Here is a 21,793-nt window from a genome sequence, read left to right as displayed (position 1 = left end):
TACTCGGGGTGACACGAACGGCCCTTGCCTCGCCCGCGCACCGCGAATACGGTCGCGGGTGCAGGCACGCACGCAAAGTCCAAGGAGCCCCCGATGACGAAGTATCTGATCTCCTTCCCCACTGCGGCGATGCAGGTGTCCGCGGAAGACCTGCCCGCCGTCTCGGCCGCCTCGCATGCCGTCGTTCGAGAGGCGAAGGCGGCGGGTGTCTGGGTCTTCGGCGGCGGGATCGACGAGAGCGTCCCGCCCGTCCTCGTCGACGACGGCGGCGCCGTCACTCCCGGCACGTATCCGCAGACGGCGCGGCTCGAGGGCGGGTACGCGGTCCTCAACCTGCCGTCGCGCGAGGCCGCGGTGGAATGGGCGGCGAAACTCGCCGACGCTTGCCGATGCGCGCAGGAACTGCGGGCGTTCGCCGACGATCCGGAAAGCTGATGCCGGGCCGAACCCGTTGCGACAGGATGGACGGATGGTGACCGTCCCCGCTCCCGTCGTGCCCGTCGTCCTTCGGATGCTGCGTGCGAACCGCACCTTCGTCACCGCCGACGGAGCGCGCCGACGTGTGCGGGAGCGCGAGCTGCGACCCTCCGCGTACGGGCCTCCCCCGCGCCTGCGCGCCGACCTGCGGGTGGAGGTCGAGCACGTCGACTGGCCGGTCTACACGGTCGCCCCGCGCGACCGGGAGCCGTCCGGCGGCGTGGTCTACGTGCACGGCGGCGGGTGGGTCAACGAGATCGTCGCGCAGCACTGGCAGCTCATCGCCCAGCTCGCGGCGGAATCGGGTGTCGCCGTCACCGTTCCCATCTACCCCCTCGTCCCGTTCGGCACGGCCTCGGTGGCTCATGACGGTGTCGTCGCGCTCGTGGAACGGAGCATCTCGCGCCACGGAACCACGGTTCTCGCCGGCGATTCTGCCGGCGGGCAGATCGCGCTTTCGGCGGCGCAGACGCTGCGCGACGCGGGTGTCGCGATGGCCGGCAGCATCCTGATCTCCCCCGCGCTCGACCTCACCTGGAGCAACCCCCGCATCCCCGAGGTGCAGCCGAGCGACCCGTGGTTGGCGACCCCGGGCGGGAGGGTGCTCGCCGACCTCTGGCGCGGCGAGCGCGCGCTGACCGACCCGGTGGTGAGTCCGGTCTTCGGAGAGATGGCGGGGCTCGCTCCGCTCACGCTGTTCACGGGCACGCGCGACGTGCTCAATCCCGACGCGCATCTGCTGGTGGATGCTGCGACCGCGGCCGGCGTCGACATCGATCTGCACGAGGCACAGGGACACGTGCACGTCTACCCGCTGCTGCCGACGCAGGTCGGTGCCCGGGCCCGCGCGGACATCGTCGACGTCGTCCGTCGAGCGGTTGCCGCTCGGCCAGCGGGTGATCGACGGATATAGCTCCGGCGATCCGTCGGCGGTGGGGCGCGCATGGGGCTTACGGCTCGCCCGTCAGTACCCCGCGGGAGTACCGTCGGCGCGAGGTTCTGCGACAGGCGCCGCTGCGTCGTGCCCCGCGACACCGAGAGATCGCACGAAGAGCGAGATCCAGCCGAAGATGAGCACGAAGACCACGATCTCGACGCCGGTGAGCGAGAACGAACCGGTGGCGAACGCCAGACCGGATGCGACGACCGCGGTGAGGATCGTCCACGACCAGACGAAATAGCTGCGCGGCATCCCACGGAGCAACCACGGCCCGGCGATCAGCGTCCCGAGGAACATCGCCGCCAGCGCGAGCGCCGAGATGTCGTGCCACAGGCGGTTCACGTCGACAGCCACGATGCCGACGCCCGCGAAGGCCGCGCCCATCACGACGAAGAGTGTGGAGACGATGCGCGGCGAGCGGGGTGAGGCGAGCACACCGCCCGTCACCAGCGCCGCCATGTCGTGGGCGATGTACACCGCGAACGTGGTCACGAGGAGACCGCCGGCGATGAGCGTGCCGTTGAAGAAGACGCTGGAGAGATCGCCGTGGAACGTTCCGAGGTGGCTGAAGTGCACCTTCCACCAGTCGGGTTCGGGGGCGATGATCATGGCGGTGAAGACGCCGAACGCGATGAAGGTGCGCAGGAGCGACGACATGCGCTGCGTGTTCATCCTCGACACGGAGAGGTACACCAGGTGCGCGGTCAGCCCGACCGTCACCGCCATCATGACGACCGACCACACCGGGCCGACGGGGAGCCCGATGAAGCCCAGCCCGATCAGGCGGTAGATCACGTAGGTCTCGATGAAGGCCAGCACCGTGTGCACGATCACGACCGACAGTGTGTTCGCCATGAGCTTCCAGGCCGGCAGCGAGCCTCGCCACTCCTGCCCGGTGAGTGACAGTGAGCGCCAATACCCGGCAGCGGATGCCGCCGCGGCCCCCAGGCCGCTGGCGACGGCGGCCCACAGGGCGAACGAGGTGGCGCCGTCCGCAAGCATCTCGCCCGGCTCGACGATCGCCAGGATCAGCCCGTAGACGGCACCGAGCGCTCCGATGGCGAACGCGGCGACGGTGGCCTCCGATTCGGCGCGTCGGGGAGCGGCGGCGCGGGGCTCGGGGGCGGTGAGGCTCATTGCGTCAGTGTGACGTGTCGGTCGTCGTGACCGCCAGCACCCGGCGGAGGATCACCACCGACCGTGGCACCATTGTGCGGTGAGTTCTCAGCCCGTCGCCCCGCCCGATCGCCGCGCCGGAGAGCAGATGTGGGCCGATTACGCCGCGGCGCACCCGGAGGCCGTCGCGGCCTCGCCGGAGTACACGATCGAGCACTTCGGCGACTCGGTACGCCTCGCCGATGAGCTCCTCGCGCATGTGCTCTCGGGTCGCAAGCGTGCGACGTCCGAGCTGGTCAGCGACTTCCTCGAACGAGGCGACCCCGTTCCGCGCATCGGTTCGCATTGGATCGCATGCGACGGCCGCGGTGTTCCTCGTGTCGTCATCCGCAGTGTCGAACTGAGGATCGGCACCTTCGGTTCCGCCGATGCCGCCTTCGCAGCGGACGAGGGCGAGGACGACCTCACTCTGGAGAGCTGGCGCCGTGAGCACCGGGTCTACTGGACACGCGTGAGTGAGGCTCAGGGTCGCGAGTGGTCGGAGGAAGACGAGATCGTCTTCGAGCGATTCGCGGTGGTGTGGCCGCCCGCGCTGGCAGACCCGGAGTGATCCGGGCCGAGACCCTCAGAGAGTGTCGTCGGAGCGCGTGGTCTGGCGGGTGACGCGCTCCCCCGCTGCCGGGTCGACGGCGGTGCGGGTGACGGTGTCGGTCTGACGGCGACGCGCCATGAGGATGATGCCGATGAGGAAGACCAGCGCGCCGGCACCCATGAGGATGTAGCCGATCATGTCGAGGTTGACCCCCGGCACGTCGACGTTGACGGCAAACGCGAGGATGGCGCCGATGACGAACAGCGCGATTCCAGCTCCGATGCTCATGACAGCTCTCCTCTCGAGGCGGCACGTGCCGCACTCCGACACGATGACAGGCAGGGGTCGGTGGCGGCGAGGGCTTGACACGGGCCGGATGCTGCGGGTGTGACCGCGGGCCCACGGGTCAGACATCGCGATCGGCCGACACATCGCGCCTGGCGGGCTGTCTCAGCCGATAGGGATGTCTCACGGTGTGCGAGCGCCTCGCGGCGGCTCCGTGTCGGAGGTTCGCTCTACCCTGGCGACCATGACCCGGATCGTCTACAACACCGCCACCACTCTGAACGGGTTCCTCGCCGATGACGCCGACTCGCTCGGCTGGCTGTTCGCCGTGCCGGGAGCCCCCGAGGCCGCCGACGACTTCGCGGGATTCCTCGCCGGGGTCGGAGCCTTCGTCATGGGAGCGACGACATACGAATGGGTGTGGGCGAACGACGAGGAGGCGAACCCGGGTTCATGGGCGGCGACGTACGGATCGCTTCCGTGCTTCGTGGTCACCCATCGTCCGTTGCCCACCCCCGAGGGCGCCGACGTCACCTTCGTGCGAGGACCCGTGGCCGAGTGGGTCGAGGCCGTCGTCGCCGCGGCCGCGGGGAAGGACGTCTGGATCGTCGGCGGCGGCGACCTCGTCGGGCAGTTCGCGGATGTCGACCGTCTCGACGAGGTGCGCCTCTCGGTCGCCCCGGTCGTGCTGCCGTCGGGGAGGCCGCTGCTCCCCCGTCGCCTCGAAGCCGACCGGCTCCGTCTCGAGCAGGTGCGTCAGCGAGGGCAGTTCGCCGAGATCGTGTACCGGGTCAGCCCGCGGGGGTGAGCTCGACCCAGTCGGCGAACTTGGCTTGACGGCCATCGCCCGACGACCGCCCGGTCAGTCGTCGTCGCACCCACGGCGCGACGTGCTCTCGGTAGTACGCGGCGCCGCGCGGCACCACCACCCCGTCGCGGGTGGGAAGCGACCACCACTCGGCCGGCGGCGTGTGGCCGAGCGCGTCGATGACGCGGGCGGCGACACGGTGATGGCCCCGCTCGTTCATGTGCAGACGATCGGGCGACCAGTACGACCCCTGCGACAACTCCGTGTCGGGCCAGTTGAGGGCCCGCACGATGTCCGATCGATCCGACACGCGCGCGAGCACGGCCTCCGAGAGCAGGTCGCCGCGGCGCTGGACGACCCGGCCGAGCGGCAGGTGGAACGACGGATTCGCGCCCGAGAGGAAGATGAGCTGCACGCCGGCCTCGTCGCACCGGTCTTTCACGCGCGAGAACAGGTCGGCGATGCGCTCCATGTCGGCCCGAGGGCGGAGCATGTCGTTGCCGCCGCCGTTGAACGACAGGTGCGTCGGCCCGAGGGCGAGTGCCGGTTCGAGCTGCTCCTCGACGATCGGGCCCGCGAGCTTGCCCCGGATCGCGAGGTTGGCGTAGGAGATGGGCTCCCCCGCCGCATCCGCCCACCCCTGAGCCGCGAGATCGGCCCATCCTCGGACGGTGCCGTCGGGGAGCTCGTCGCCCACGCCCTCGGTGAAGGAGTCGCCGATGGCGACGAAACGAACGGATGCCACGTGTTCAGCCTAGGTGCGTCAGCGGTCGTCGAGCGCGCGGCCGCGGTGGTCCGCGACGCCGAACGACGCCACCACCGCCACCGCGAAGAACGCGGCGAAGACCACGAAGAGAAGCGGCGCGCCGCCCCACGCGAGAAGCGGGGGCACCGACAGGGGCGCGAGGATCGACGCTATCCGCCCGACGCCGGCCGCCCAGCCCGATCCGGTCGCACGAAGCGACGTGGGGTACGTCTCGGGAGAGACGGCGTAGAGCGCTCCCCAGGCGCCCAGGTTGAAGAACGACAGGGCCATGCCCGCGGCGATCACCGAGACCTCGCCGGTCGCCGTCCCGAACAGCACGGCCGACACGGCGGAGCCGGCGAGGAAGACGGCGAGCGTCGCGCGGCGCCCCCAGACCTCGATCAGCCAGGCGGCCACGGCATAACCGGGCAGCTGGGCGAGCGTGATCACGAGGGTGAATCCGAAGGACCGGACGAGGTCGTACCCCTGCGAGACGAGGATGGTGGGAATCCAGATGAATGCGCCGTAGTACGAGAAGTTCACGCAGAACCAGAGCACCCACAGGCTCGCGGTCCGCAGTCGGAACTCCGGGGTCCACAGCGCCGCTAGACGCCCCCCGGCGTCTTTCGCCGCGGCGGGCCTCGTGTCGGACAGCGGGGGCGCGGACGGCAGGCGGCCGGCTGATCGCTGCAGATCGGCCACGATGGCGGCCGCTTCCGTCGCGCGCCCTCGACGGGCCAGCCACCGCGGTGACTCGGGAAGACCCCAGCGCACGATGAGGGCGTAGGCGGCCGGGATCGCGCCCAGCGCGAAGGCCCAGCGCCACCCGTCGGGTGACGTGGGGATGACGAAGAAGCCGATGAGCGCCGCGGCGGTCCATCCGACGGCCCAGAACGCCTCGAGAACGACGATGACGCGTCCGCGGATGCGTGCCGGAGCGAACTCGCTGACATATGTGGAGGCGACCGGCAGCTCGGCGCCGAGGCCGAGTCCGACGAAGAATCGCAGCACCAGCAGAGCGACGAGTCCGCCGACCAGCGCGCTGGCGCCGGTCGCGATGCCGTAGACGACCAGCGTGAGGGCGAACACCTGGCGTCGGCCGAAGCGGTCGGCCAAGAGGCCCCCCACGCTCGCACCGATGGCCATGCCGACGAAGCCGATCGAGGCGATCCACGCCGTCTCCCCCGGCTGCAGGCTCCACTGCACCGCGAGGGTGGCGATGATGAACGAAATGAGCCCGACGTCCATGGCGTCCAGTGCCCAGCCGAGACCCGATCCGCTGAGGATCTTCAGGTGCCGACGGGTGAAGGGGAGGTCGTCGAGCTGCTCCGAGATGGTCGGGGCGGTGGACGGCGGGGCGTCGCTCATGGAACCAGCGTAAGAGTCGTCGGGCTCAGTCGGACGCCAGCATGTCACGAACGAGCGGGAGCACCCGGGTGCCGTAGAGCTCGATGCTCGACATCAGCTTGGAGTGGGCGAGCGACCCGCTCGCGAACTTCATCTGGAAGCGGGATGCGCCGATCGTTCGCACGGTGTCTGCGATCTTCCGCGCGACGGTCTCGGGAGATCCGACGTACAGAGCGCCCTCCGGGCCGACATCGTGCTGGAAGCGGAGCCGGTTGTACGTCGGCCACCCGCGCTCGGCGCCGATGACGTTGTTCAGCTCGGCGACGCCCTCGTACGCTTCGTCCCAGGCCTGCTGGTCGGTCTCGGCGATGTGGCCCGGTGAGTGGATCGAGATCGGGAGGGCGGGCCGCTCGAACGACTTCAGAGAACGTCGGTAGAGATCGGCGAAGGGCGCGAACCGGTGCGACGGGCCGCCGATGATGGCCAGCACCAGCCCGAAGCCGTAGCGCGCGGCACGGACGACCGACTCGGGCGAGCCGCCGACCCCGACCCAGGCGGTGAGCCCGTTCTCGGTCTTCGGGTAGACGTCGGCCGCGTCGAGCGGCGCACGGGTCGTTCCCGACCACGTCAGCGGCTTCTCATGGAGGAGCTGCGAGAAGAGGTCGAGCTTCTCCTCGAAGAGCACTTCGTAATCGCGCAGGTCGTACCCGAAGAGCGGGAACGACTCGATGAACGAGCCCCGGCCGAGGATGACCTCGGCGCGACCGTTCGAGACGGCGTCGAGCGTGGCGAACCGCTCGTACACGCGCACCGGGTCGTCCGACGACAGCACGGTGACCGCGGTGCCGAGGTGGATCGACGTCGTTCGGGCAGCGGCCGCGGCCAGAACGATCTCGGGGCTCGTCACTGCGAAGTCTTTGCGGTGGTGCTCCCCCACGCCGAAGAACGACAGCCCCACCTGGTCGGCGAGCACCGCCTGCTCGACGACGTTCCGAATCGTCTGCGCGTCGCTCTGAAGAGCGCCGTCGTCACCCCGAGAGATGTCGCCGAACGTATCGAGCCCGAGTTCCACTGCGTCCATGCCAAGCCTCATTTCTATTCGCCTGAATGAACCTACCGTGCCCGCGGGCTATTCCCGCTCCGTGTCAGTTCTTGAGCGCACTGCGGAGGGTGTCGAGTCCGACCCCTCCGATGTCGAGCGCACGCTTGTGGAAGTCCTTGATGTCGAAGGCGTCGCCGCGCCGGTCGCGGTCTTCGTCGCGCGCCTGCTCCCAGATGCGCTGGCCGACCTTGTACGACGGTGCCTGGCCCGGCCAGCCGAGATAACGGTTGACCTCGAACTGCACGAACTCGTCGGACATGTTGACGTTGCGCCGCATGAAGTCGAGCGCGTAGTCGTGGTCCCACACGCCGTCGCCCGACAGCCGGGGCTTCTCGAGGTGTACGCCGATGTCGAGCACCACACGCGCTGCCCGCATCCGCTGTCCGTCGAGCATCCCGAGGCGGTCGGCGGGGTCGTCGAGGAATCCGAGCTGCTCCATGAGCCTCTCGGCGTAGAGCGCCCACCCCTCGGCGTGACCCGACGTGCCGGCCAGGAGCCGGCGCCAGGAGTTCAGCTGCGCACGGTTGTAGACCGCCTGCGCGATCTGCAGGTGGTGTCCGGGAACGCCCTCGTGGTACACGGTCGTGAGCTCGCGCCACGTATCGAAGTCGTTGACGCCCTCGGGCACCGACCACCACATGCGACCCGGACGCGAGAAGTCGTCGGTCGGGCCGGTGTAGTAGATGCCGCCCTCGCGTGTCGGCGCGATCATGCATTCCAGGCGACGGATGGGCTCCGGGATGTCGAAGTGGGTCGCGCCCAGTTCGGTGACGGCGCGATCGCTCGTCTCCTGCATCCACTTCTGCAGCTCCTCGGTGCCGTGGAGCTTTCGCGCGGGGTCGTTCTCGAGGAACGCCACGGCCTCCTCGACGGAGGCACCGGGGAGGATCTCGTTCGCGATGGACTCCTGCTCGGCGACCATGCGGGCCAGTTCTTCGACGCCCCACTCGTAGGTCTCGTCGAGGTCGATCGTGGCGCCGAGGAAGCGGCGAGAGTGCAGCGGGTAGACCTCGCGCCCGACGGCGTCCTTCTCGGTCGCGACGGGGGCGAGTTGGCCGGTGAGGAAGCGGCCCAGCGCGTCGTAGGCGACGCGCGCCGCATTCGCGCTGTCGGCGAGCTCACGGGCGAGCGAGGCCGGCAGCTGCCCGGACTCGGGGGCGGCATCGCCGGCGAACTCGGTGAAGAAACCGGTGTCGGAGGTGTAGCGCGCGATCTGGGTCGCCACCTCGACGACCTGGCGCCGTGCGGGCACCACGCCCTGGGCGATGCCCTCTGTGAGCGTCTCGACGTAGCCCTCGATCGCCGCCGGCAGCGCGCGCAGGCGGGTGGCCACCACCGACCAGTCGTCGACGGTCGCCGTCGGCATGAGGTCGAACACCTGACGGATGTCCTGCGCGGGAGAGGCGATGACATTCAGGTCGCGCAGGTGCCACCGGGCATCGTCGAGCTCGACGTCGAGCTTCAGCTCGCGCAGCATGTCTTCCCGGGTGACCGCGTCGATCGCGTCGACGGGCTGAGCGCTCTCGAGCTGGGAGATCGTGTCGCGGACGGCACTGATGTACCGCGCGTGGCCGTCGGGCGAGTAGTCGCCGTAACGGTCGTTGAACTCGGATCGGCCGATGTACGTCGCGGTCGTGGGTGAGATCTCGGCCAGAGTGTCGACCCAGGCGTCGGCGATCGCATCGATCGGTGTGGAGGTACGAGGAGCGTCGGTCATCATTCGAGCCTAGTGACCTGCCTCGTCCCAATCACCCCCGCGCCCGATCTGCACGTCGAGCGGCACGGAGAGCGTCGCGGCATCGCCCATGCGGGCGCGGACGATCTCTTCGGTCTGCGACCACTCCCCCGCGGCCACTTCGACCACGAGCTCGTCGTGGATCTGCAGCAGCACGCGGGATCGCATACCGGCGGCGACCAGGTCGTCGTGGATGTGGAAGAGCGCGATCTTCATGATGTCGGCGGCACTCCCCTGGATGGGGGCGTTGAGGGCCGCGCGCTCGGCGTTCTCGCGGAGCACCCGGTTGGGACTCGTCAGGTCGGGGAACGGGCGGCGGCGGCCGAAGATCGTCTCGGTGTACCCGTCGATGCGAGCCTGCTCCACCGAGGAACGGAGGTAGTCGCGCACGGCACCGAACCGCGCGAAGTACTCCATCATGAGCTGCTTCGCCTCGCTCTGCTCGATGCGGAGCTGCTTCGAGAGCCCGAACGCCGACAGCCCGTAGACGAGGCCGTACGACATCGCCTTGACCTTCGTCCGCATCGGTGCGGTCACCTCCTCGGGCGTGACGCCGAACACACGGGCGCCGACGAAACGGTGGAGGTCCTCGCCCGAGTTGAACGCTTCGATGAGGCCGGGGTCGCCCGATAGATGCGCCATGATCCGCATCTCGATCTGCGAGTAGTCGGCGGTGAGAAGGGTCTCGTACCCCTCGCCGACCTCGAACGCGGCACGGATGCGGCGGCTCTCCTCATTGCGGATCGGGATGTTCTGGAGATTGGGGTCGGTGCTCGACAGACGCCCGGTCTGGCTGCCGGTCTGCACGTAGGTGGTGTGGATGCGGCCGCCGTCGTCGATCGCGACGTCGAGGGAGTCGATGATCTGCCTCAGCTTGGTCGCCTCGCGATGCCGGAGGAGCAGATCGAGGAACGCGTGAGGATGGGAGTCCTGCAGGTCGGCGAGCACCGCGGCATCCGTCGAGTAGCCCGTCTTCGTCTTCCGGGTCTTCGGCAGCTGCAGCTCTTCGAACAGAACCTCCTGCAGCTGCTTCGGCGAGCCGAGGTTCACCTCGTGACCGATCGCCGCATACGCCTGCTCGGCGAGACGGTCGGCGCGCGACCCCAACTCGGCGGAGAACGACGAGAGCTTCTCGTGCGAGACCGCGACACCGGCCAGTTCCATGGCCGCCAGCGTGCGGAGGCTGGGCAGCTCGATGGTGTCGAACACCTGCCGCACGCTGTCGGGCAGTTCGGCGGCCAGTGCCTCGGCGACCCGGAGCGTGAACCACGAGACCTGCCCCGGCGTCGCGCCCTCGGTCTCGGGCACGAGCTGGGTCGGGTCGGCCTCGGGGAGCTTCTCGCCGAGGTAGCGGTCGACGAGGTCGGCGAGGGTCTTGTCCGGGAAGCTCGGACGCCGCAGCCAGCCTGCCAGGATGACGTCGAAGACGAGCCCTCCGACGTCGAGACCGGCCCGCGCGAGGGCCTTCACCTGGGGCTTGGCGTCGGCGAAGACCTTCGGGGAGGAAGAGGCGAGCCAGGGCGCGATGGCCGTCGACAGCTCGGGGGTCCACTCCCCCTCGGCCGCAGCATCCGTCGTCGCGAGTCCGATCCGCGTCGGCTGTCCGCCGGCGACGACCACGGTGACGGCGACCTGTCCGTCGGCGGACTCGGCCCAGGCGGCCAGCGCCGCGGCGTCGAGCTCGGGCGAGGCGGGGGCCTCGGCGGTGGGCGCATCGGCGCTGCTCCCCGACGACTGGTCCACCCCGGCGGCCTCGAACACGCGGGGCAGCAGCGTGCGGAACTCGAGGCGCGCGAAGATGTCGCGGACGGCCTGGGCATCGATGGGCCGCACGGCGAGATCGGCGGGAGCCAGGGGAAGCTCGACGTCGGTGAGGAGACGGTTCAGGTGCCGGTTGCGCCGCACGTCGTCGAGGTGCTCGCGCAGGTTGTTGCCGACGACGCCCGTCACCTTGTCGGCGTTCTCGAGCAGCGCGTCGAGCGAGCCGTACTGGGTCAGCCACTTCACGGCGGTCTTCTCGCCGACCTTCGGAACGCCCGGCAGGTTGTCGCTCGTCTCACCGACCAGCGCGGCGATCTCGGGGTACTGGGCCGGCGGCAGTCCGTACTTCTCGACGACGGCGGTCGGGTCGTAGCGCTTCAACTGCGAGACGCCCTGCACGTTCGGATAGAGCAGCGTGACGTCGTCGGTGACGAGCTGGATGGTGTCGCGATCGCCCGAGCAGACCAGTACGTGGAAGCCCTGGGCGGCGCCCTGCGTCGCGAGGGTGGCGAGGATGTCGTCGGCCTCGAAGTCTTCTTTCTGGATGACCGGGATGCTCATCGCGGCCAGGCAGTCTTGAAGGATCGGGATCTGGCCCTTGAACTCCGCCGGCGTCTCGGAGCGGTTCGCCTTGTACTCGGTGTACTCGCGGGTGCGGAACGACTGCCGGGACGTGTCGAACGCCACGGCGAGATGGGTGGGCTGCTCGGCCTTGATCAGGTTCACCAGCATCGACAGGAATCCGTAGATGCCGTTCGTGTGCTGGCCGTCCTTCGTCGAGAAGTTATCGACGGGCAGCGCGTAGAACGCCCGATATGCCAGCGAATGGCCGTCGACGACGAGAAGGGTAGGCTTTCCGGAGTCCGTCACTCGTCAATGCTAACGAGGCCCGACGACACTCATCCGTCACCGAGCGAAGGCGACCATGACCGAGACCGTTCCCGACTCCTCCTCCGGTCTCGAATGGGTGCGGGGGCGCGGAATGGGCTCCCTCGCCGAGAAGATGGGCTTCGAATGGGTCGAGTTCACGGTGGAACGCGCGGTGGCCACCATGCCCGTCGAGGGCAACACCCAGCCGGTCGGCCTGCTCCACGGGGGCGCGTACGTCGTGCTCGGCGAATCGCTGGGGTCGATGGCCGCGAACCTCTATGCGGGTCCCGGCAGGCTCGCCGTCGGCGTGGACATCAACGCCACCCACACGCGATCGGCCACGTCGGGCATCGTCACGGGGGTCTGCACGCCGATCCATCTCGGTCGCTCGATCACGGTTCACGAGATCGTCGTCTCCGACGAGCAGGGCCGTCGCTGCTCGACGGTGCGCATCACGAACCACATCAAGGACGCCCCGCAGAAATGAAGAACGGATGCTGGTTCTCAGCATCCGTTCTTCGATGAGGCTCTGGCGAGGTCGCGCTACTTCTTCGGCGCGAGCTGCTCGATGATGGCCTTGGCCACGTCCTGCATGGTGAGGCGACGGTCCATGGACGCCTTCTGGATCCAGCGGAAGGCCTCGGGCTCGGTGAGGCCCATCTTCTCGTTCAGCAGACCCTTGGCCCGGTCGACGAGCTTGCGCGTCTCGAAGCGCTCGACCATGTCGGCGACCTCGGCCTCGAGAGTGATGATCTGGTCGTAGCGGGCCAGAGCGATCTCGATCGCGGGGAGCAGATCGTTGGGGGTGAAGGGCTTCACCACGTAGGCGAGCGCGCCCGCCTCGCTGGCGCGCTCGACGAGCTCCTTCTGGCTGAACGCCGTCAGCAGCACCACGGGGGCGATGTGGTTCTTGCTCAGCCGCTCGGCGGCGCTGATGCCGTCGAGCTGCGGCATCTTGACGTCCATGATGACGAGGTCGGGGCGCAGTTCGGTGGCGAGCTGCACCGCGGTCTCGCCGTCGCCCGCCTCGCCGACGACGTCGAAGCCGTTGTCGCGCAGGATCTCGACGATGTCGAGGCGGATGAGCGACTCATCCTCCGCGACCACGACACGGCGGGGGGCGGATGCCACGGGCGCGGTGCCCGGATCTAGGTCAGTCACGTATTCATCCTAAGACAGGGGGTCGGCATACCCGCCGATACCCGGGGTGGGGGGAAAGGAGCCAGGAACCGCATTCACGGATGACGGACTTCTCACTGGAGTGCCGGTGGTGGGATTCGAACCCACACGCCCTTTCGGACAGAGCATTTTGAGTGCCCCGCGTCTGCCGTTCCGCCACACCGGCGAGCACTTCAGCATCCGAACCATATCGCACGGGCGTCCGAGAACCCCGGACGCCCGTGCGGAGGATCAGGCTTCGCGCTGGTAGATGGGCGCTGCGCCGTGAACGGCGTCGCCGATCTTGTGCACGCGCAGGTCGTTGGTCGACCCCGCGATTCCGGGAGGGGAACCGGAGATGACGATGACCTTGTCGCCGACCTTCGCGAGGTCGTTGGACAGGAAGTAGTCGTCGACCTGCAGGAACATCATGTCGGTGTGCTCGACGTGCTCGACCAGGGTCGAGCGCACGCCCCAGGTGAGGGCGAGACGGCGACGGATGCCCGGCTCGGGCGTGAAGGCGATCATCGGGATGGGAGAGCGCAGGCGAGACATACGGCGCGCGGAGTCGCCCGACTCGGTGAAGATGCAGAGGTACTTCGCCTCGACGAACTCGGCGACCTCGATCGCGGCGAGCGTGATGGCCCCGCCCTGGGTGCGCGGCTTGGTCGTCAGGCGCGCGATGCGGTCGAGACCGTGCTCCTCGGTGGAGGCGACGATCCGAGCCATCGTCTCGACGACGACGACCGGGTACTGCCCGACGCTGGTCTCGCCCGAGAGCATGACGGCGTCGGCACCGTCGAGGACCGCGTTGGCGACGTCGCTGGTCTCGGCGCGGGTGGGCACCGGGTTCGTGATCATCGACTCGAGCATCTGCGTCGCGACGATGACGGGCTTCGCCATGCGGCGGGCAAGCTCCACCGCACGCTTCTGGACGATCGGCACCGCTTCGAGCGGCAGCTCGACGCCGAGGTCGCCGCGGGCGACCATGATGCCGTCGAACGCGTCGATGATGGCCTCGAGGTTGTCGACAGCCTGCGGCTTCTCGATCTTGGCGATGACGGGAACCGTGCGGTTCTCCTCGGCCATGATCACGTGAACGCGCTCGATGTCGGACGCATCGCGGACGAAGGAGAGCGCGATGAGGTCGGCGCCGGTGCGCAGACCCCAGCGGAGGTCGTCCTCGTCCTTCTCCGACAGTGCGGGCACGTTGACGGCCACGCCCGGGAGGTTGATGCCCTTGTTGTTCGAGACCGGTCCGCCCACGATGACCTCGGTGGTCACGGTCACACCGTCGGTCTCGATGACCTGCACGCGCACCTTGCCGTCGTCGATCAAGAGGTAGTCGCCGGGCTTCACGTCCTGCGGCAGGCCCTTGAAGGTCGTCGAGACGATCTCCTTGGTGCCGGCGATGTCGTCGACGGTGATCTTGAAGATGTCGCCGGCGGCCAGCTCGTGCGGGCCGTCGGAGAAGCGACCCAGGCGGATCTTCGGCCCCTGCAGGTCGACGAGGATCGCGACCGGCTTGCCGGCGTCGTCGGCAGCCCGACGCACGTTCGCGTAGTTGCCCTCGTGCACGGAGTAGTCGCCGTGGCTGAGGTTCAGACGGGCGACGTCGACACCCGCGTCGATGATCGCGCGAACGCTCTCATAGGTCGATGTGGCGGGTCCTAGCGTTGCGACGATCTTGGCGCGTCTCATCGGTATTTTTCTCCGAAAGATGGGGGTCGGGTGGAAGGCCTCGGCCAGCCTACGCGGGCAGAAGGCCGATCGCGACATCGGACGGACGCACCGGAGCGGGAAGCTCGGTGGAACCCATCAGGAACCGGTCGACCTCGGCTGCGGCGGCGCGCCCCTCGGCGATGGCCCACACGATCAGCGACTGTCCGCGGCCGGCGTCGCCGGCGACGAAGACGCCCGGTGCCGTGGTCGCGTAGGACGAGTCGCGTTCGACGGCGCCGCGTCCGGTGAACTGCGCACCGAGCTGGTCTTCGAGCTGCGTGCGCTCGGGCCCGGTGAAGCCCATCGCGATGAGGATGAGGTCGGCGGGGATCTCTCGCTCGGTTCCGCTCTTGGGGATGCGGCGGCCGTCGACGTATTCGGTCTCGGCTACGCGGAGCGCGCGCACCTCCCCCGAGGCGTTGCCGAGGAACTCCACGGTCGACGCGAGGAACATCCGCTCGCCGCCCTCCTCGTGCGCGGAGGTCATCTCGAACAGCGTCGGCGTCATGGGCCAGGGGTGCGTCTCGGGGCGCTCCTCGGGGGGCTGCTTGCCGATCGCGAGGTTGGTCACGCTCAGCGCACCCTGGCGGTGGGCCGTACCGATGCAGTCGGCGCCGGTGTCGCCGCCGCCGATGACGACGACGTGCTTGCCCTCGGCCGAGATCTGGTGCGGCACCTGATCGCCCGCGACGGCCTTGTTCGACTCGACGAGGTACTCCATGGCGAAGTGGACGCCGTCGAGGTCGCGTCCGGGGATGGCCAGGTCGCGCGGCAGGGTGGCACCGGTGGCCACCACGACGGCGTCGTAGCGGGCGCGCAGCGCGTCCCAGGTGATGTCCTTGCCGATCTCGACGCCCGCGCGGAAACGGGTGCCCTCGTCCTGCATCTGGCGCAGGCGCGCCTCGAGATGGCGCTTCTCCATCTTGAAGTCGGGGATGCCGTAGCGCAGCAGGCCGCCGATGCGGTCGTCGCGCTCGTAGACCGCGACGGTGTGACCGGCGCGGGTGAGCTGCTGCGCGGCGGCGAGTCCGGCGGGACCGGAACCGACGACGGCCACGGTCTTACCGGTCAGGCGGCCCGGGGGCTCGGGCTCGACCCAGCCGTTCGAGAACGCCTCGTCGATGATCGAGACCTCGATCTGCTTGATCGTCACCGCCGGCTGGTTGATGCCCAGCACGCACGAGCTCTCGCACGGTGCGGGGCACAGGCGCCCGGTGAACTCGGGGAAGTTGTTGGTCGCGTGCAGGCGTTCGATCGCCGAGCGGCCCTCCCCCCGCCACGTGAGGTCGTTCCACTCCGGGATGAGGTTGCCGAGCGGGCAGCCCTTGTGGCAGAAGGGGATGCCGCAGTCCATGCAGCGGCCCGCCTGACGCCGGAGCACGGCGGAATCACCCGGTTCGTAGACCTCTTTGTAGTCCATGATGCGCACGGGGATGGGGCGCCGAGCGGGCACCTCACGGTCCGTGACCTTCATAAAACCTTTCGGGTCAGCCACCCGTCACCTCCAGAATGCGGCTCCAGACCACGTCGCCGTCGGGGTCGAGTCCCTCGTCGACGGCGGTCTGACGCGTCTGCAGCACCGCGGCGTAATCGCGCGGCACCACACGGACGAAATTGGCGAGCTCTGCGTCGAAGTCGTCGAGCAGCTCGCCCGCGAGGGTCGAACCCGTTTCAGCCCGGTGCTGCTCGAGCAGGTCGCGCAGCATCTCGGCGTCGCCCGAACCGAGCGGTCCGAGCTCGAGCTCGCCCGAGGCGAGAGCCTCGCGGTTCACGAGGGCCTCGTCGAGCTTGTAGACGTAGGCCGTTCCGCCGGACATGCCCGCACCGAGGTTGCGCCCGGTCGCCCCGAGGATCACGGCCAGCCCGCCCGTCATGTACTCGAGCGCGTGGTCGCCCACCCCCTCGACGACGGCCGTGGCGCCGGAGTTGCGGACGAAGAACCGCTCCCCCACCACGCCGTTCAGGAACATCCAGCCCTGCGTCGCGCCATATCCGATGACGTTGCCGGCGATGACGTTCTCGGATGCGGCGAACGCCGAATCGCGCGGCGGCCGGATCACGATCTGCCCGCCCGAGAGCCCCTTGCCGACGTAGTCGTTCGAGTCTCCCTCGAGGCGGAGCGTGATGCCGGAGGGCATGAACGCACCGAACGACTGGCCCGCGGAGCCGGTGAGGCGCACCTCGATGGACCCGGAGGGCAGCCCGTTCTCGCCGTGGGCGCGCGTGACGCGGTGGCCCAGCATCGTTCCGACGGCCCGCTCGGTGTTGCGGATCGGCAGGTCGATCTCGACGTGACCGCCGTGGGCGATCACGTCCTGCGCGCGCTCGATGAGCTGCACGTCGAAGTGCTCTTCCAGCTCGTGGTTCTGCTCCCGGCCGTGGCGACGGGGAACGTCGTCCGCGAAGCGGGGGCCCTCGAGGATGGGTGCGAGGTCGAGACCGCTCGCCTTCCAGTGATCGAGGGCGCCGTCGACGTCGAGCAGCTCGGCGTGGCCGATGGCTTCGTCGAGCGAGCGGAAGCCGAGCTCGGCGAGGTATTCGCGCACCTCTTCGGCGATGAACTCCATGAAGTTCACGACGAACTCCGGCTTACCGGTGAAGCGCGATCGCAGAACGGGATTCTGCGTCGCGACGCCGACCGGGCACGTGTCGAGGTGGCAGACGCGCATCATGATGCAGCCCGACACGACGAGCGGGGCGGTCGCGAACCCGAACTCCTCGGCGCCGAGGAGGGCACCGACGATCACATCGCGACCGGTCTTGAGCTGGCCGTCGACCTGGACGACCACGCGGTCGCGCATGCCGTTGAGCATGAGCGTCTGCTGCGTCTCGGCCAGACCCAGCTCCCAGGGCGTGCCGGCGTGCTTCAGCGAGTTCAGCGGGCTCGCGCCCGTGCCGCCGTCCTGCCCGGAGACGAGGATCACGTCACTGAGCGCCTTGGCGACGCCCGCGGCGACCGCACCGATGCCCGACTGGCTGACGAGCTTCGTGTGGATGCGCGCCTCGGGGTTGGCCCGCTTCAGGTCGAAGATGAGCTGCTTGAGGTCTTCGATCGAATAGATGTCGTGGTGCGGTGGCGGGGAGATGAGCCCGACGCCCGCGGTCGCGTGGCGTGTGCGCGCCACCCAGGGGTAGACCTTCGTCGGGGGCAGCTGACCGCCCTCTCCGGGCTTCGCTCCCTGGGCGAGCTTGATCTGGATGTCCTCGGCCTGGGTGAGATACAGGCTGGTCACCCCGAATCGGCCCGAAGCGACCTGCTTGATGGCGCTGCGGCGAACGGGGTCGAGCAGGCGGTCGACGTCTTCGCCGCCCTCTCCGGTGTTGGACTTCGCGCCGATGCTGTTCATCGCGACGGCGAGGGTCTCGTGCGCCTCCTGGGAGATCGAGCCGTAGCTCATCGCGCCGGTGGAGAAGCGCTTCACGATCGCCGACACCGGTTCGACCTCGTCGAGCGGCACCGGCGGGCGCACGCCCTGGCGCAGGCCGAACATGCCGCGGAGCGTCTTCAGCTCCTGCGCCTGGTCGTCGATGAGCTTGGTGTACTCGCGGAAGATGTCGTAGCGCCGCTCGCGCGTGGCGTGCTGCAGACGGAAGACCGTGTCGGGGTTGAACAGGTGCGGCTCGCCGTCACGCCGCCACTGGTACTCGCCACCGGTCCACAGGCGCTCGTGCGCCCGCACCGCGGCGTCTTCCGGGTAGGCGTACGCGTGGCGCGCGGCGTTCTCGGCCGCGATGACGTCGATGCCGATTCCGCCGAGCTTCGTCTCGGTGCCCGTGAAATAGGCGTCGACGAGCTCCTGCGACAGACCGATGGCCTCGAAGACCTGCGCTCCCGCGTAGGACGACACCGTCGAGATACCCATCTTCGACATGATCTTCAGCACGCCCTTGCCGAGGCCGTAGATCAAGTTCTTGACGGCCTTCTGCGGGGTGATGTCGGTGATGCGGCCGGCGCGCACGAGGTACTCGACCGTCTCCATCGCCAGGTACGGGTTGACCGCGGAGGCGCCGTAACCGATGAGCGTTGCGACGTGGTGCACCTCGCGCACGTCACCCGCCTCGACGACGAGACCCACCTTCATGCGGGTCTCGTTGCGGATGAGGTGGTGGTGCACGGCCGCGAGCATGAGCAGCGACGGAATCGGCGCGAGGTCCTTGTTCGAGTCGCGGTCGCTGAGCACGATGAACTCGGCGCCGTCCTCGATTGCGTGGTCGACCTCGCGGCACATCTGCGCGAGGCGCTTCTGCATGCCCTTGTGGCCGGCCTCGACGCGGTACAGGCCCCGGATCGTCACCGAGGACCGCCCGGGGAGGGCGGTGTCGATGTGCTGGATCTTCGCGAGCTCGTCGTTGTCGATCACCGGGAAGTCGAGCGTCACGGTGCGGGTGTGGTCGGCGCCCCACTGCAGCAGGTTGCGCTCGGGGCCCAGCCCGAGGGCGAGCGAGGTGACGACCTCTTCGCGGATCGAGTCCAGCGGCGGGTTCGTGACCTGCGCGAACTGCTGCGTGAAGTAGTCGAAGAGAAGACGGGGCCGCTCGCTGAGCACGGCGACGGGGGTGTCGCTGCCCATCGCGCCGAGCGGCTCGGCGCCCTTCTGGCCCATCGGGGTCAGGAGGATGCGCACTTCCTCCTCGGTGTAGCCGAAGGTGCGCTGACGACGGGTGATCGAGGCGATCGGGTGCACGATGTGCTCGCGCTCGGGCAGCTCAGACAGGCGCACGCGCCCGGCGTCGAGCCACTCCTGCCACGGCTCCTGTGCGGCCAGTTCCGCCTTGATCTCCGAGTCGTCGACGATGCGACCCTGCGCGGTGTCGACCAGGAACATGCGACCGGGCCGCAGACGTCCGCGGCTCTTGATGCGCTCGGGTGCGAAGTCGAGCACGCCCGTCTCGCTGCCGATCACGACGAGACCGTCGGTCGTCTCGGTCCAGCGACCGGGGCGCAGGCCGTTGCGGTCGAGCGTGGCTCCGACGAGCGTGCCGTCGGTGAAGATCAGGGCGGCCGGGCCGTCCCAGGGCTCCATCTGCATCGAGTGGTAGTCGTAGAAGGCGCGCAGGTCGGGCTCGATCGTCGCCTGCTTCTCGTACGCCTCGGGAACCATCATCATGACCGCGTGAGGGAGGCTGCGACCGGTCAGTGTGAGCAGCTCGAGCACCTCGTCGAAGGAGGCGGAGTCGCTGGCGCCGTCGGTGCAGATCGGCAGGAGGGGTCGGATGTCGCCGAGCAGCTCCGACTCGAGCTGCGACTGACGCGCACGCATCCAGTTGCGGTTGCCCTTGACGGTGTTGATCTCGCCGTTGTGGGCGAGCATGCGCAGCGGCTGAGCGAGCGGCCACGACGGGAAGGTGTTGGTCGAGTACCGGGAGTGGACGACGGCGAGCTCCGACACGAACCGCTCGTCCTGGAGGTCGGGGTAGAACGGCTCGAGCTGCAGCGTCGTGACCATTCCCTTGTAACCGAGGGTGCGGCTGGACAGCGACACGAAGTAGGCGCTCAGCTCGATGGTCGCGCGCTTGCGCAGCCGGTAGACCCGGCGGTCGAGCTCGATGCCCGACAGGGCTGCGGCGTCGCCGACGGCCGGGCGGGAGACGAACAGCTGCTCGAAGGACGGGCGTGCCTCGTAGGCGAGCTTGCCGAGGTGCTCGTCGTCGGTGGGCACGTCGCGCCAGCCGAGCACGACGAGGTTCTCCGCCGCCGCGATCCGTTCGATACCCGCCTTCATCTCGGCGCGGGCCTCGGTCTCGAGCGGCAGGAAGATCATGCCGGCCGCGTACTCCCCCATCGGAGGCAGCTCGAAGTCGACGACGGCGCGCAGGAACGCGTCCGGCATCTGCGTCAGGATTCCCGCGCCGTCGCCGGTGCCGGCGTCGGAGCCGATCGCACCGCGGTGCTCGAGATTGCGCAGCGCCGTGAGCGCCAGCTCGACGATATCGTGGCCGGCTTCGCCGCGGAGCGTCGCGACCATCGCCAGTCCGCACGCGTCTTTTTCGAAAGCCGGGTTGTACATCCCCTGCTTAGCGGGGAACGCGCCGCCGACGGCGGCGGCGGAACGGGAGCTCGAAGGCATACCTGCCGTCCTCACGTTGATTCTCAGGATGGGACGACGTCGGCCCTGGAAGGATTTATTTCGTGACGGAGGTGCTTGTGGCGCTGCCGACGGATGCTGTTGTCGCGGGCGGCTCGCTCACGTCGACGAAGTCGTGGGGTTCAGGCGATTGTACAGCCCTTGCGCCCTTGGCTTCGCGACCCGGCATGTACGGCGACGGTTCGTAGCCGGGGTGGCGACGCTTCTGCACGATCATGATGACCAGACCGACGACGACGCCGAGGAGTGCCGCTGCCACGTTCGTGCGCAGGCCGAGGATGATCTCGCTGGGGTCGATGCGGATCGTCTCCCAGATCGCGCGTCCTGTGCCGTACCAGACCAGGTAGAGGCCGAACACGCGCCCCCACTGCAGGCGGAATGCTCGTGCGGCCAGGATGATGACGAGCGCGCCGAAGAGGTTCCACAGCACCTCGTAGAGGAAGGTGGGGTGGAAGAGGGTGTCGGGCTGCAGCCCCGGCGGGAAAGCCGGGTTGTCGCTGTCGATCTCGAGACCCCACGGCAGATCGGTCGGCAGGCCGAAGAGCTCCTGGTTGAACCAGTTTCCGAAACGGCCGAGCGCCTGCGCGATGATGAGGCCCGGCGCGAGGGCGTCGGCGAAGGTCCAGAAGCGGATCCCGGTCCACCGGCATCCGAGGTACGCACCGACCGCGCCGCCGATGAGCGCACCGAAGATGGCGATGCCACCCTCCCAGATCGCCCAGACGGAGCCCGGCATGAACGGGTTCCACGTGTTGATGCCCTCGCCGAAGTAATCGCCGGGGTGAGTGAGCACGTGGTAGATCCGAGCGCCGACGATGCCGAGCGGCACCGCCAGCAGGCAGATGTCGATCACGACCCAGGGCTCGGCACCGCGCTTGGTGAGGCGGTAGTTCGTCAGCAGCACCGCGGCCACGATCCCCGCGATGATGCAGAGGGCGTAGAAGTGGATCGGCACGGGTCCGATGAAGAACCGGTTGATCTCCGGACTCGGGATGCTGGCGAGCACGCTGATAGGCGCGCTCGTAGGAACGAACGTCATGAGCAGAAGT

Annotated in this window: 17 protein-coding genes and 1 tRNA gene; 5 read left to right on the top strand and 13 right to left on the bottom strand. The window is 68.8% G+C overall.

What is annotated here, in order from left to right; translation table 11 throughout:
- The first annotated feature begins 93 nt into the window (after positions 1 to 93).
- The gene (locus DEU34_RS07930) at positions 94 to 435 is read left to right on the top strand and encodes a YciI family protein (protein WP_121149530.1); all 342 of its coding nucleotides are present in this window, start codon (positions 94 to 96) and stop codon (positions 433 to 435) included.
- 34 nt (positions 436 to 469) lie between these two features.
- The gene (locus DEU34_RS07925; RefSeq protein WP_121149529.1) at positions 470 to 1,390 is read left to right on the top strand and encodes an alpha/beta hydrolase; all 921 of its coding nucleotides are present in this window, start codon (positions 470 to 472) and stop codon (positions 1,388 to 1,390) included.
- A 51-nt stretch (positions 1,391 to 1,441) separates the two neighbouring features.
- Here the strand turns inward: DEU34_RS07925 and DEU34_RS07920 are convergent, their stop codons facing one another.
- Positions 1,442 to 2,554, bottom strand: a complete 1,113-nt coding sequence (locus tag DEU34_RS07920; protein WP_121149528.1) for a hypothetical protein — start codon at positions 2,552 to 2,554, stop codon at positions 1,442 to 1,444.
- A gap of 127 nt (positions 2,555 to 2,681) precedes the next feature.
- On the opposite strand from DEU34_RS07920, the gene DEU34_RS07915 reads away from it, so the two are divergent.
- Positions 2,682 to 3,143, top strand: coding sequence for an ASCH domain-containing protein (locus DEU34_RS07915; protein ID WP_121149793.1), 462 nt, complete (start codon positions 2,682 to 2,684; stop codon positions 3,141 to 3,143).
- A 15-nt stretch (positions 3,144 to 3,158) separates the two neighbouring features.
- On the opposite strand, the gene DEU34_RS07910 is transcribed toward DEU34_RS07915, so the two are convergent.
- Complete coding sequence (locus DEU34_RS07910; RefSeq protein WP_121149527.1) at positions 3,159 to 3,413, bottom strand: DUF6458 family protein; 255 nt, start codon at positions 3,411 to 3,413, stop codon at positions 3,159 to 3,161.
- Between the two features lie 241 nt (positions 3,414 to 3,654).
- On the opposite strand from DEU34_RS07910, the gene DEU34_RS07905 reads away from it, so the two are divergent.
- Positions 3,655 to 4,218 carry a dihydrofolate reductase family protein gene (locus tag DEU34_RS07905; protein ID WP_121149526.1) on the top strand — a complete coding sequence of 188 codons (564 nt, stop codon included), beginning with the start codon at positions 3,655 to 3,657 and terminating at the stop codon, positions 4,216 to 4,218.
- Here DEU34_RS07905 and DEU34_RS07900 read toward each other — a convergent pair.
- From DEU34_RS07900 to polA, 5 genes are all read right to left on the bottom strand, one after another.
- Positions 4,202 to 4,963 (bottom strand): SGNH/GDSL hydrolase family protein, encoded by a 762-nt coding sequence (locus DEU34_RS07900; RefSeq protein WP_121149525.1) that lies wholly within the window; start codon positions 4,961 to 4,963, stop codon positions 4,202 to 4,204. The two genes, DEU34_RS07905 and DEU34_RS07900, sit on opposite strands and share 17 nt — an antisense overlap.
- 18 nt (positions 4,964 to 4,981) lie before the next feature.
- On the bottom strand, positions 4,982 to 6,331 hold the full coding sequence (locus DEU34_RS07895) for an MFS transporter (protein ID WP_121149524.1): 1,350 nt from the start codon (positions 6,329 to 6,331) through the stop codon (positions 4,982 to 4,984).
- Positions 6,332 to 6,356: 25 nt separating this feature from the next.
- Positions 6,357 to 7,391 carry an LLM class flavin-dependent oxidoreductase gene (locus tag DEU34_RS07890; protein WP_121149523.1) on the bottom strand — a complete coding sequence of 345 codons (1,035 nt, stop codon included), beginning with the start codon at positions 7,389 to 7,391 and terminating at the stop codon, positions 6,357 to 6,359.
- A gap of 64 nt (positions 7,392 to 7,455) precedes the next feature.
- Positions 7,456 to 9,129 (bottom strand): DUF885 domain-containing protein, encoded by a 1,674-nt coding sequence (locus tag DEU34_RS07885; RefSeq protein WP_121149792.1) that lies wholly within the window; start codon positions 9,127 to 9,129, stop codon positions 7,456 to 7,458.
- A 9-nt stretch (positions 9,130 to 9,138) separates the two neighbouring features.
- A complete protein-coding gene (gene polA / locus DEU34_RS07880) occupies positions 9,139 to 11,778 on the bottom strand; it encodes a DNA polymerase I (RefSeq protein ID WP_121149522.1) in 2,640 nt (879 codons plus the stop codon).
- Positions 11,779 to 11,833: 55 nt separating this feature from the next.
- Here polA and DEU34_RS07875 point away from each other — a divergent pair, with 55 nt between their 5' ends.
- Positions 11,834 to 12,265 (top strand): hotdog fold thioesterase, encoded by a 432-nt coding sequence (locus DEU34_RS07875; protein WP_121149521.1) that lies wholly within the window; start codon positions 11,834 to 11,836, stop codon positions 12,263 to 12,265.
- A gap of 56 nt (positions 12,266 to 12,321) precedes the next feature.
- On the opposite strand, the gene DEU34_RS07870 is transcribed toward DEU34_RS07875, so the two are convergent.
- The 6 genes from DEU34_RS07870 to lgt all read right to left on the bottom strand — a co-directional run bounded on the left by DEU34_RS07870 (position 12,322) and on the right by lgt (position 21,783).
- Positions 12,322 to 12,939 (bottom strand): ANTAR domain-containing response regulator, encoded by a 618-nt coding sequence (locus DEU34_RS07870; protein ID WP_116646635.1) that lies wholly within the window; start codon positions 12,937 to 12,939, stop codon positions 12,322 to 12,324.
- Between the two features lie 101 nt (positions 12,940 to 13,040).
- A tRNA-Leu gene (locus DEU34_RS07865) sits at positions 13,041 to 13,123 on the bottom strand.
- 65 nt (positions 13,124 to 13,188) lie between these two features.
- Positions 13,189 to 14,637 (bottom strand): pyruvate kinase, encoded by a 1,449-nt coding sequence (gene pyk, locus DEU34_RS07860; RefSeq protein ID WP_121149520.1) that lies wholly within the window; start codon positions 14,635 to 14,637, stop codon positions 13,189 to 13,191.
- Positions 14,638 to 14,686: 49 nt separating this feature from the next.
- Positions 14,687 to 16,153: a glutamate synthase subunit beta gene (locus DEU34_RS07855; RefSeq protein WP_121149519.1), complete on the bottom strand. Its 1,467-nt coding sequence runs from the start codon at positions 16,151 to 16,153 to the stop codon at positions 14,687 to 14,689.
- Positions 16,146 to 20,726, bottom strand: coding sequence for a glutamate synthase large subunit (gene gltB, locus DEU34_RS07850; protein ID WP_121149518.1), 4,581 nt, complete (start codon positions 20,724 to 20,726; stop codon positions 16,146 to 16,148). Before gltB ends, DEU34_RS07855 begins: the two co-directional genes overlap by 8 nt.
- Before the next feature lie 55 nt (positions 20,727 to 20,781).
- Positions 20,782 to 21,783 carry a prolipoprotein diacylglyceryl transferase gene (gene lgt / locus DEU34_RS07845; protein WP_121149517.1) on the bottom strand — a complete coding sequence of 334 codons (1,002 nt, stop codon included), beginning with the start codon at positions 21,781 to 21,783 and terminating at the stop codon, positions 20,782 to 20,784.
- Positions 21,784 to 21,793: the final 10 nt, after the last annotated feature.

The organism is Microbacterium sp. AG1240, assembly GCF_003635115.1.
GTDB lineage: Bacteria > Actinomycetota > Actinomycetes > Actinomycetales > Microbacteriaceae > Microbacterium.
The sequence above is the reverse complement of the archived record's forward strand: the minus strand, read 5'-3'. Positions and strand labels throughout refer to the sequence as shown.

What these genes read in the sequence shown, in the direction of transcription:
- gltB (WP_121149518.1), bottom strand. Translation starts at nt 20,726, where the DNA reads ATGCCTTCGAGCTCCCGTTCCGCCGCCGCCGTCGGCGGCGCGTTCCCC.
- DEU34_RS07890 (WP_121149523.1), bottom strand. Translation starts at nt 7,391, where the DNA reads ATGGACGCAGTGGAACTCGGGCTCGATACGTTCGGCGACATCTCTCGG.
- DEU34_RS07905 (WP_121149526.1), top strand. Translation starts at nt 3,655, where the DNA reads ATGACCCGGATCGTCTACAACACCGCCACCACTCTGAACGGGTTCCTC.
- DEU34_RS07910 (WP_121149527.1), bottom strand. Translation starts at nt 3,413, where the DNA reads ATGAGCATCGGAGCTGGAATCGCGCTGTTCGTCATCGGCGCCATCCTC.
- DEU34_RS07930 (WP_121149530.1), top strand. Translation starts at nt 94, where the DNA reads ATGACGAAGTATCTGATCTCCTTCCCCACTGCGGCGATGCAGGTGTCC.
- DEU34_RS07875 (WP_121149521.1), top strand. Translation starts at nt 11,834, where the DNA reads ATGACCGAGACCGTTCCCGACTCCTCCTCCGGTCTCGAATGGGTGCGG.
- DEU34_RS07920 (WP_121149528.1), bottom strand. Translation starts at nt 2,554, where the DNA reads ATGAGCCTCACCGCCCCCGAGCCCCGCGCCGCCGCTCCCCGACGCGCC.
- pyk (WP_121149520.1), bottom strand. Translation starts at nt 14,637, where the DNA reads ATGAGACGCGCCAAGATCGTCGCAACGCTAGGACCCGCCACATCGACC.
- DEU34_RS07925 (WP_121149529.1), top strand. Translation starts at nt 470, where the DNA reads ATGGTGACCGTCCCCGCTCCCGTCGTGCCCGTCGTCCTTCGGATGCTG.
- DEU34_RS07895 (WP_121149524.1), bottom strand. Translation starts at nt 6,331, where the DNA reads ATGAGCGACGCCCCGCCGTCCACCGCCCCGACCATCTCGGAGCAGCTC.
- DEU34_RS07885 (WP_121149792.1), bottom strand. Translation starts at nt 9,129, where the DNA reads ATGACCGACGCTCCTCGTACCTCCACACCGATCGATGCGATCGCCGAC.
- DEU34_RS07915 (WP_121149793.1), top strand. Translation starts at nt 2,682, where the DNA reads ATGTGGGCCGATTACGCCGCGGCGCACCCGGAGGCCGTCGCGGCCTCG.
- lgt (WP_121149517.1), bottom strand. Translation starts at nt 21,783, where the DNA reads ATGACGTTCGTTCCTACGAGCGCGCCTATCAGCGTGCTCGCCAGCATC.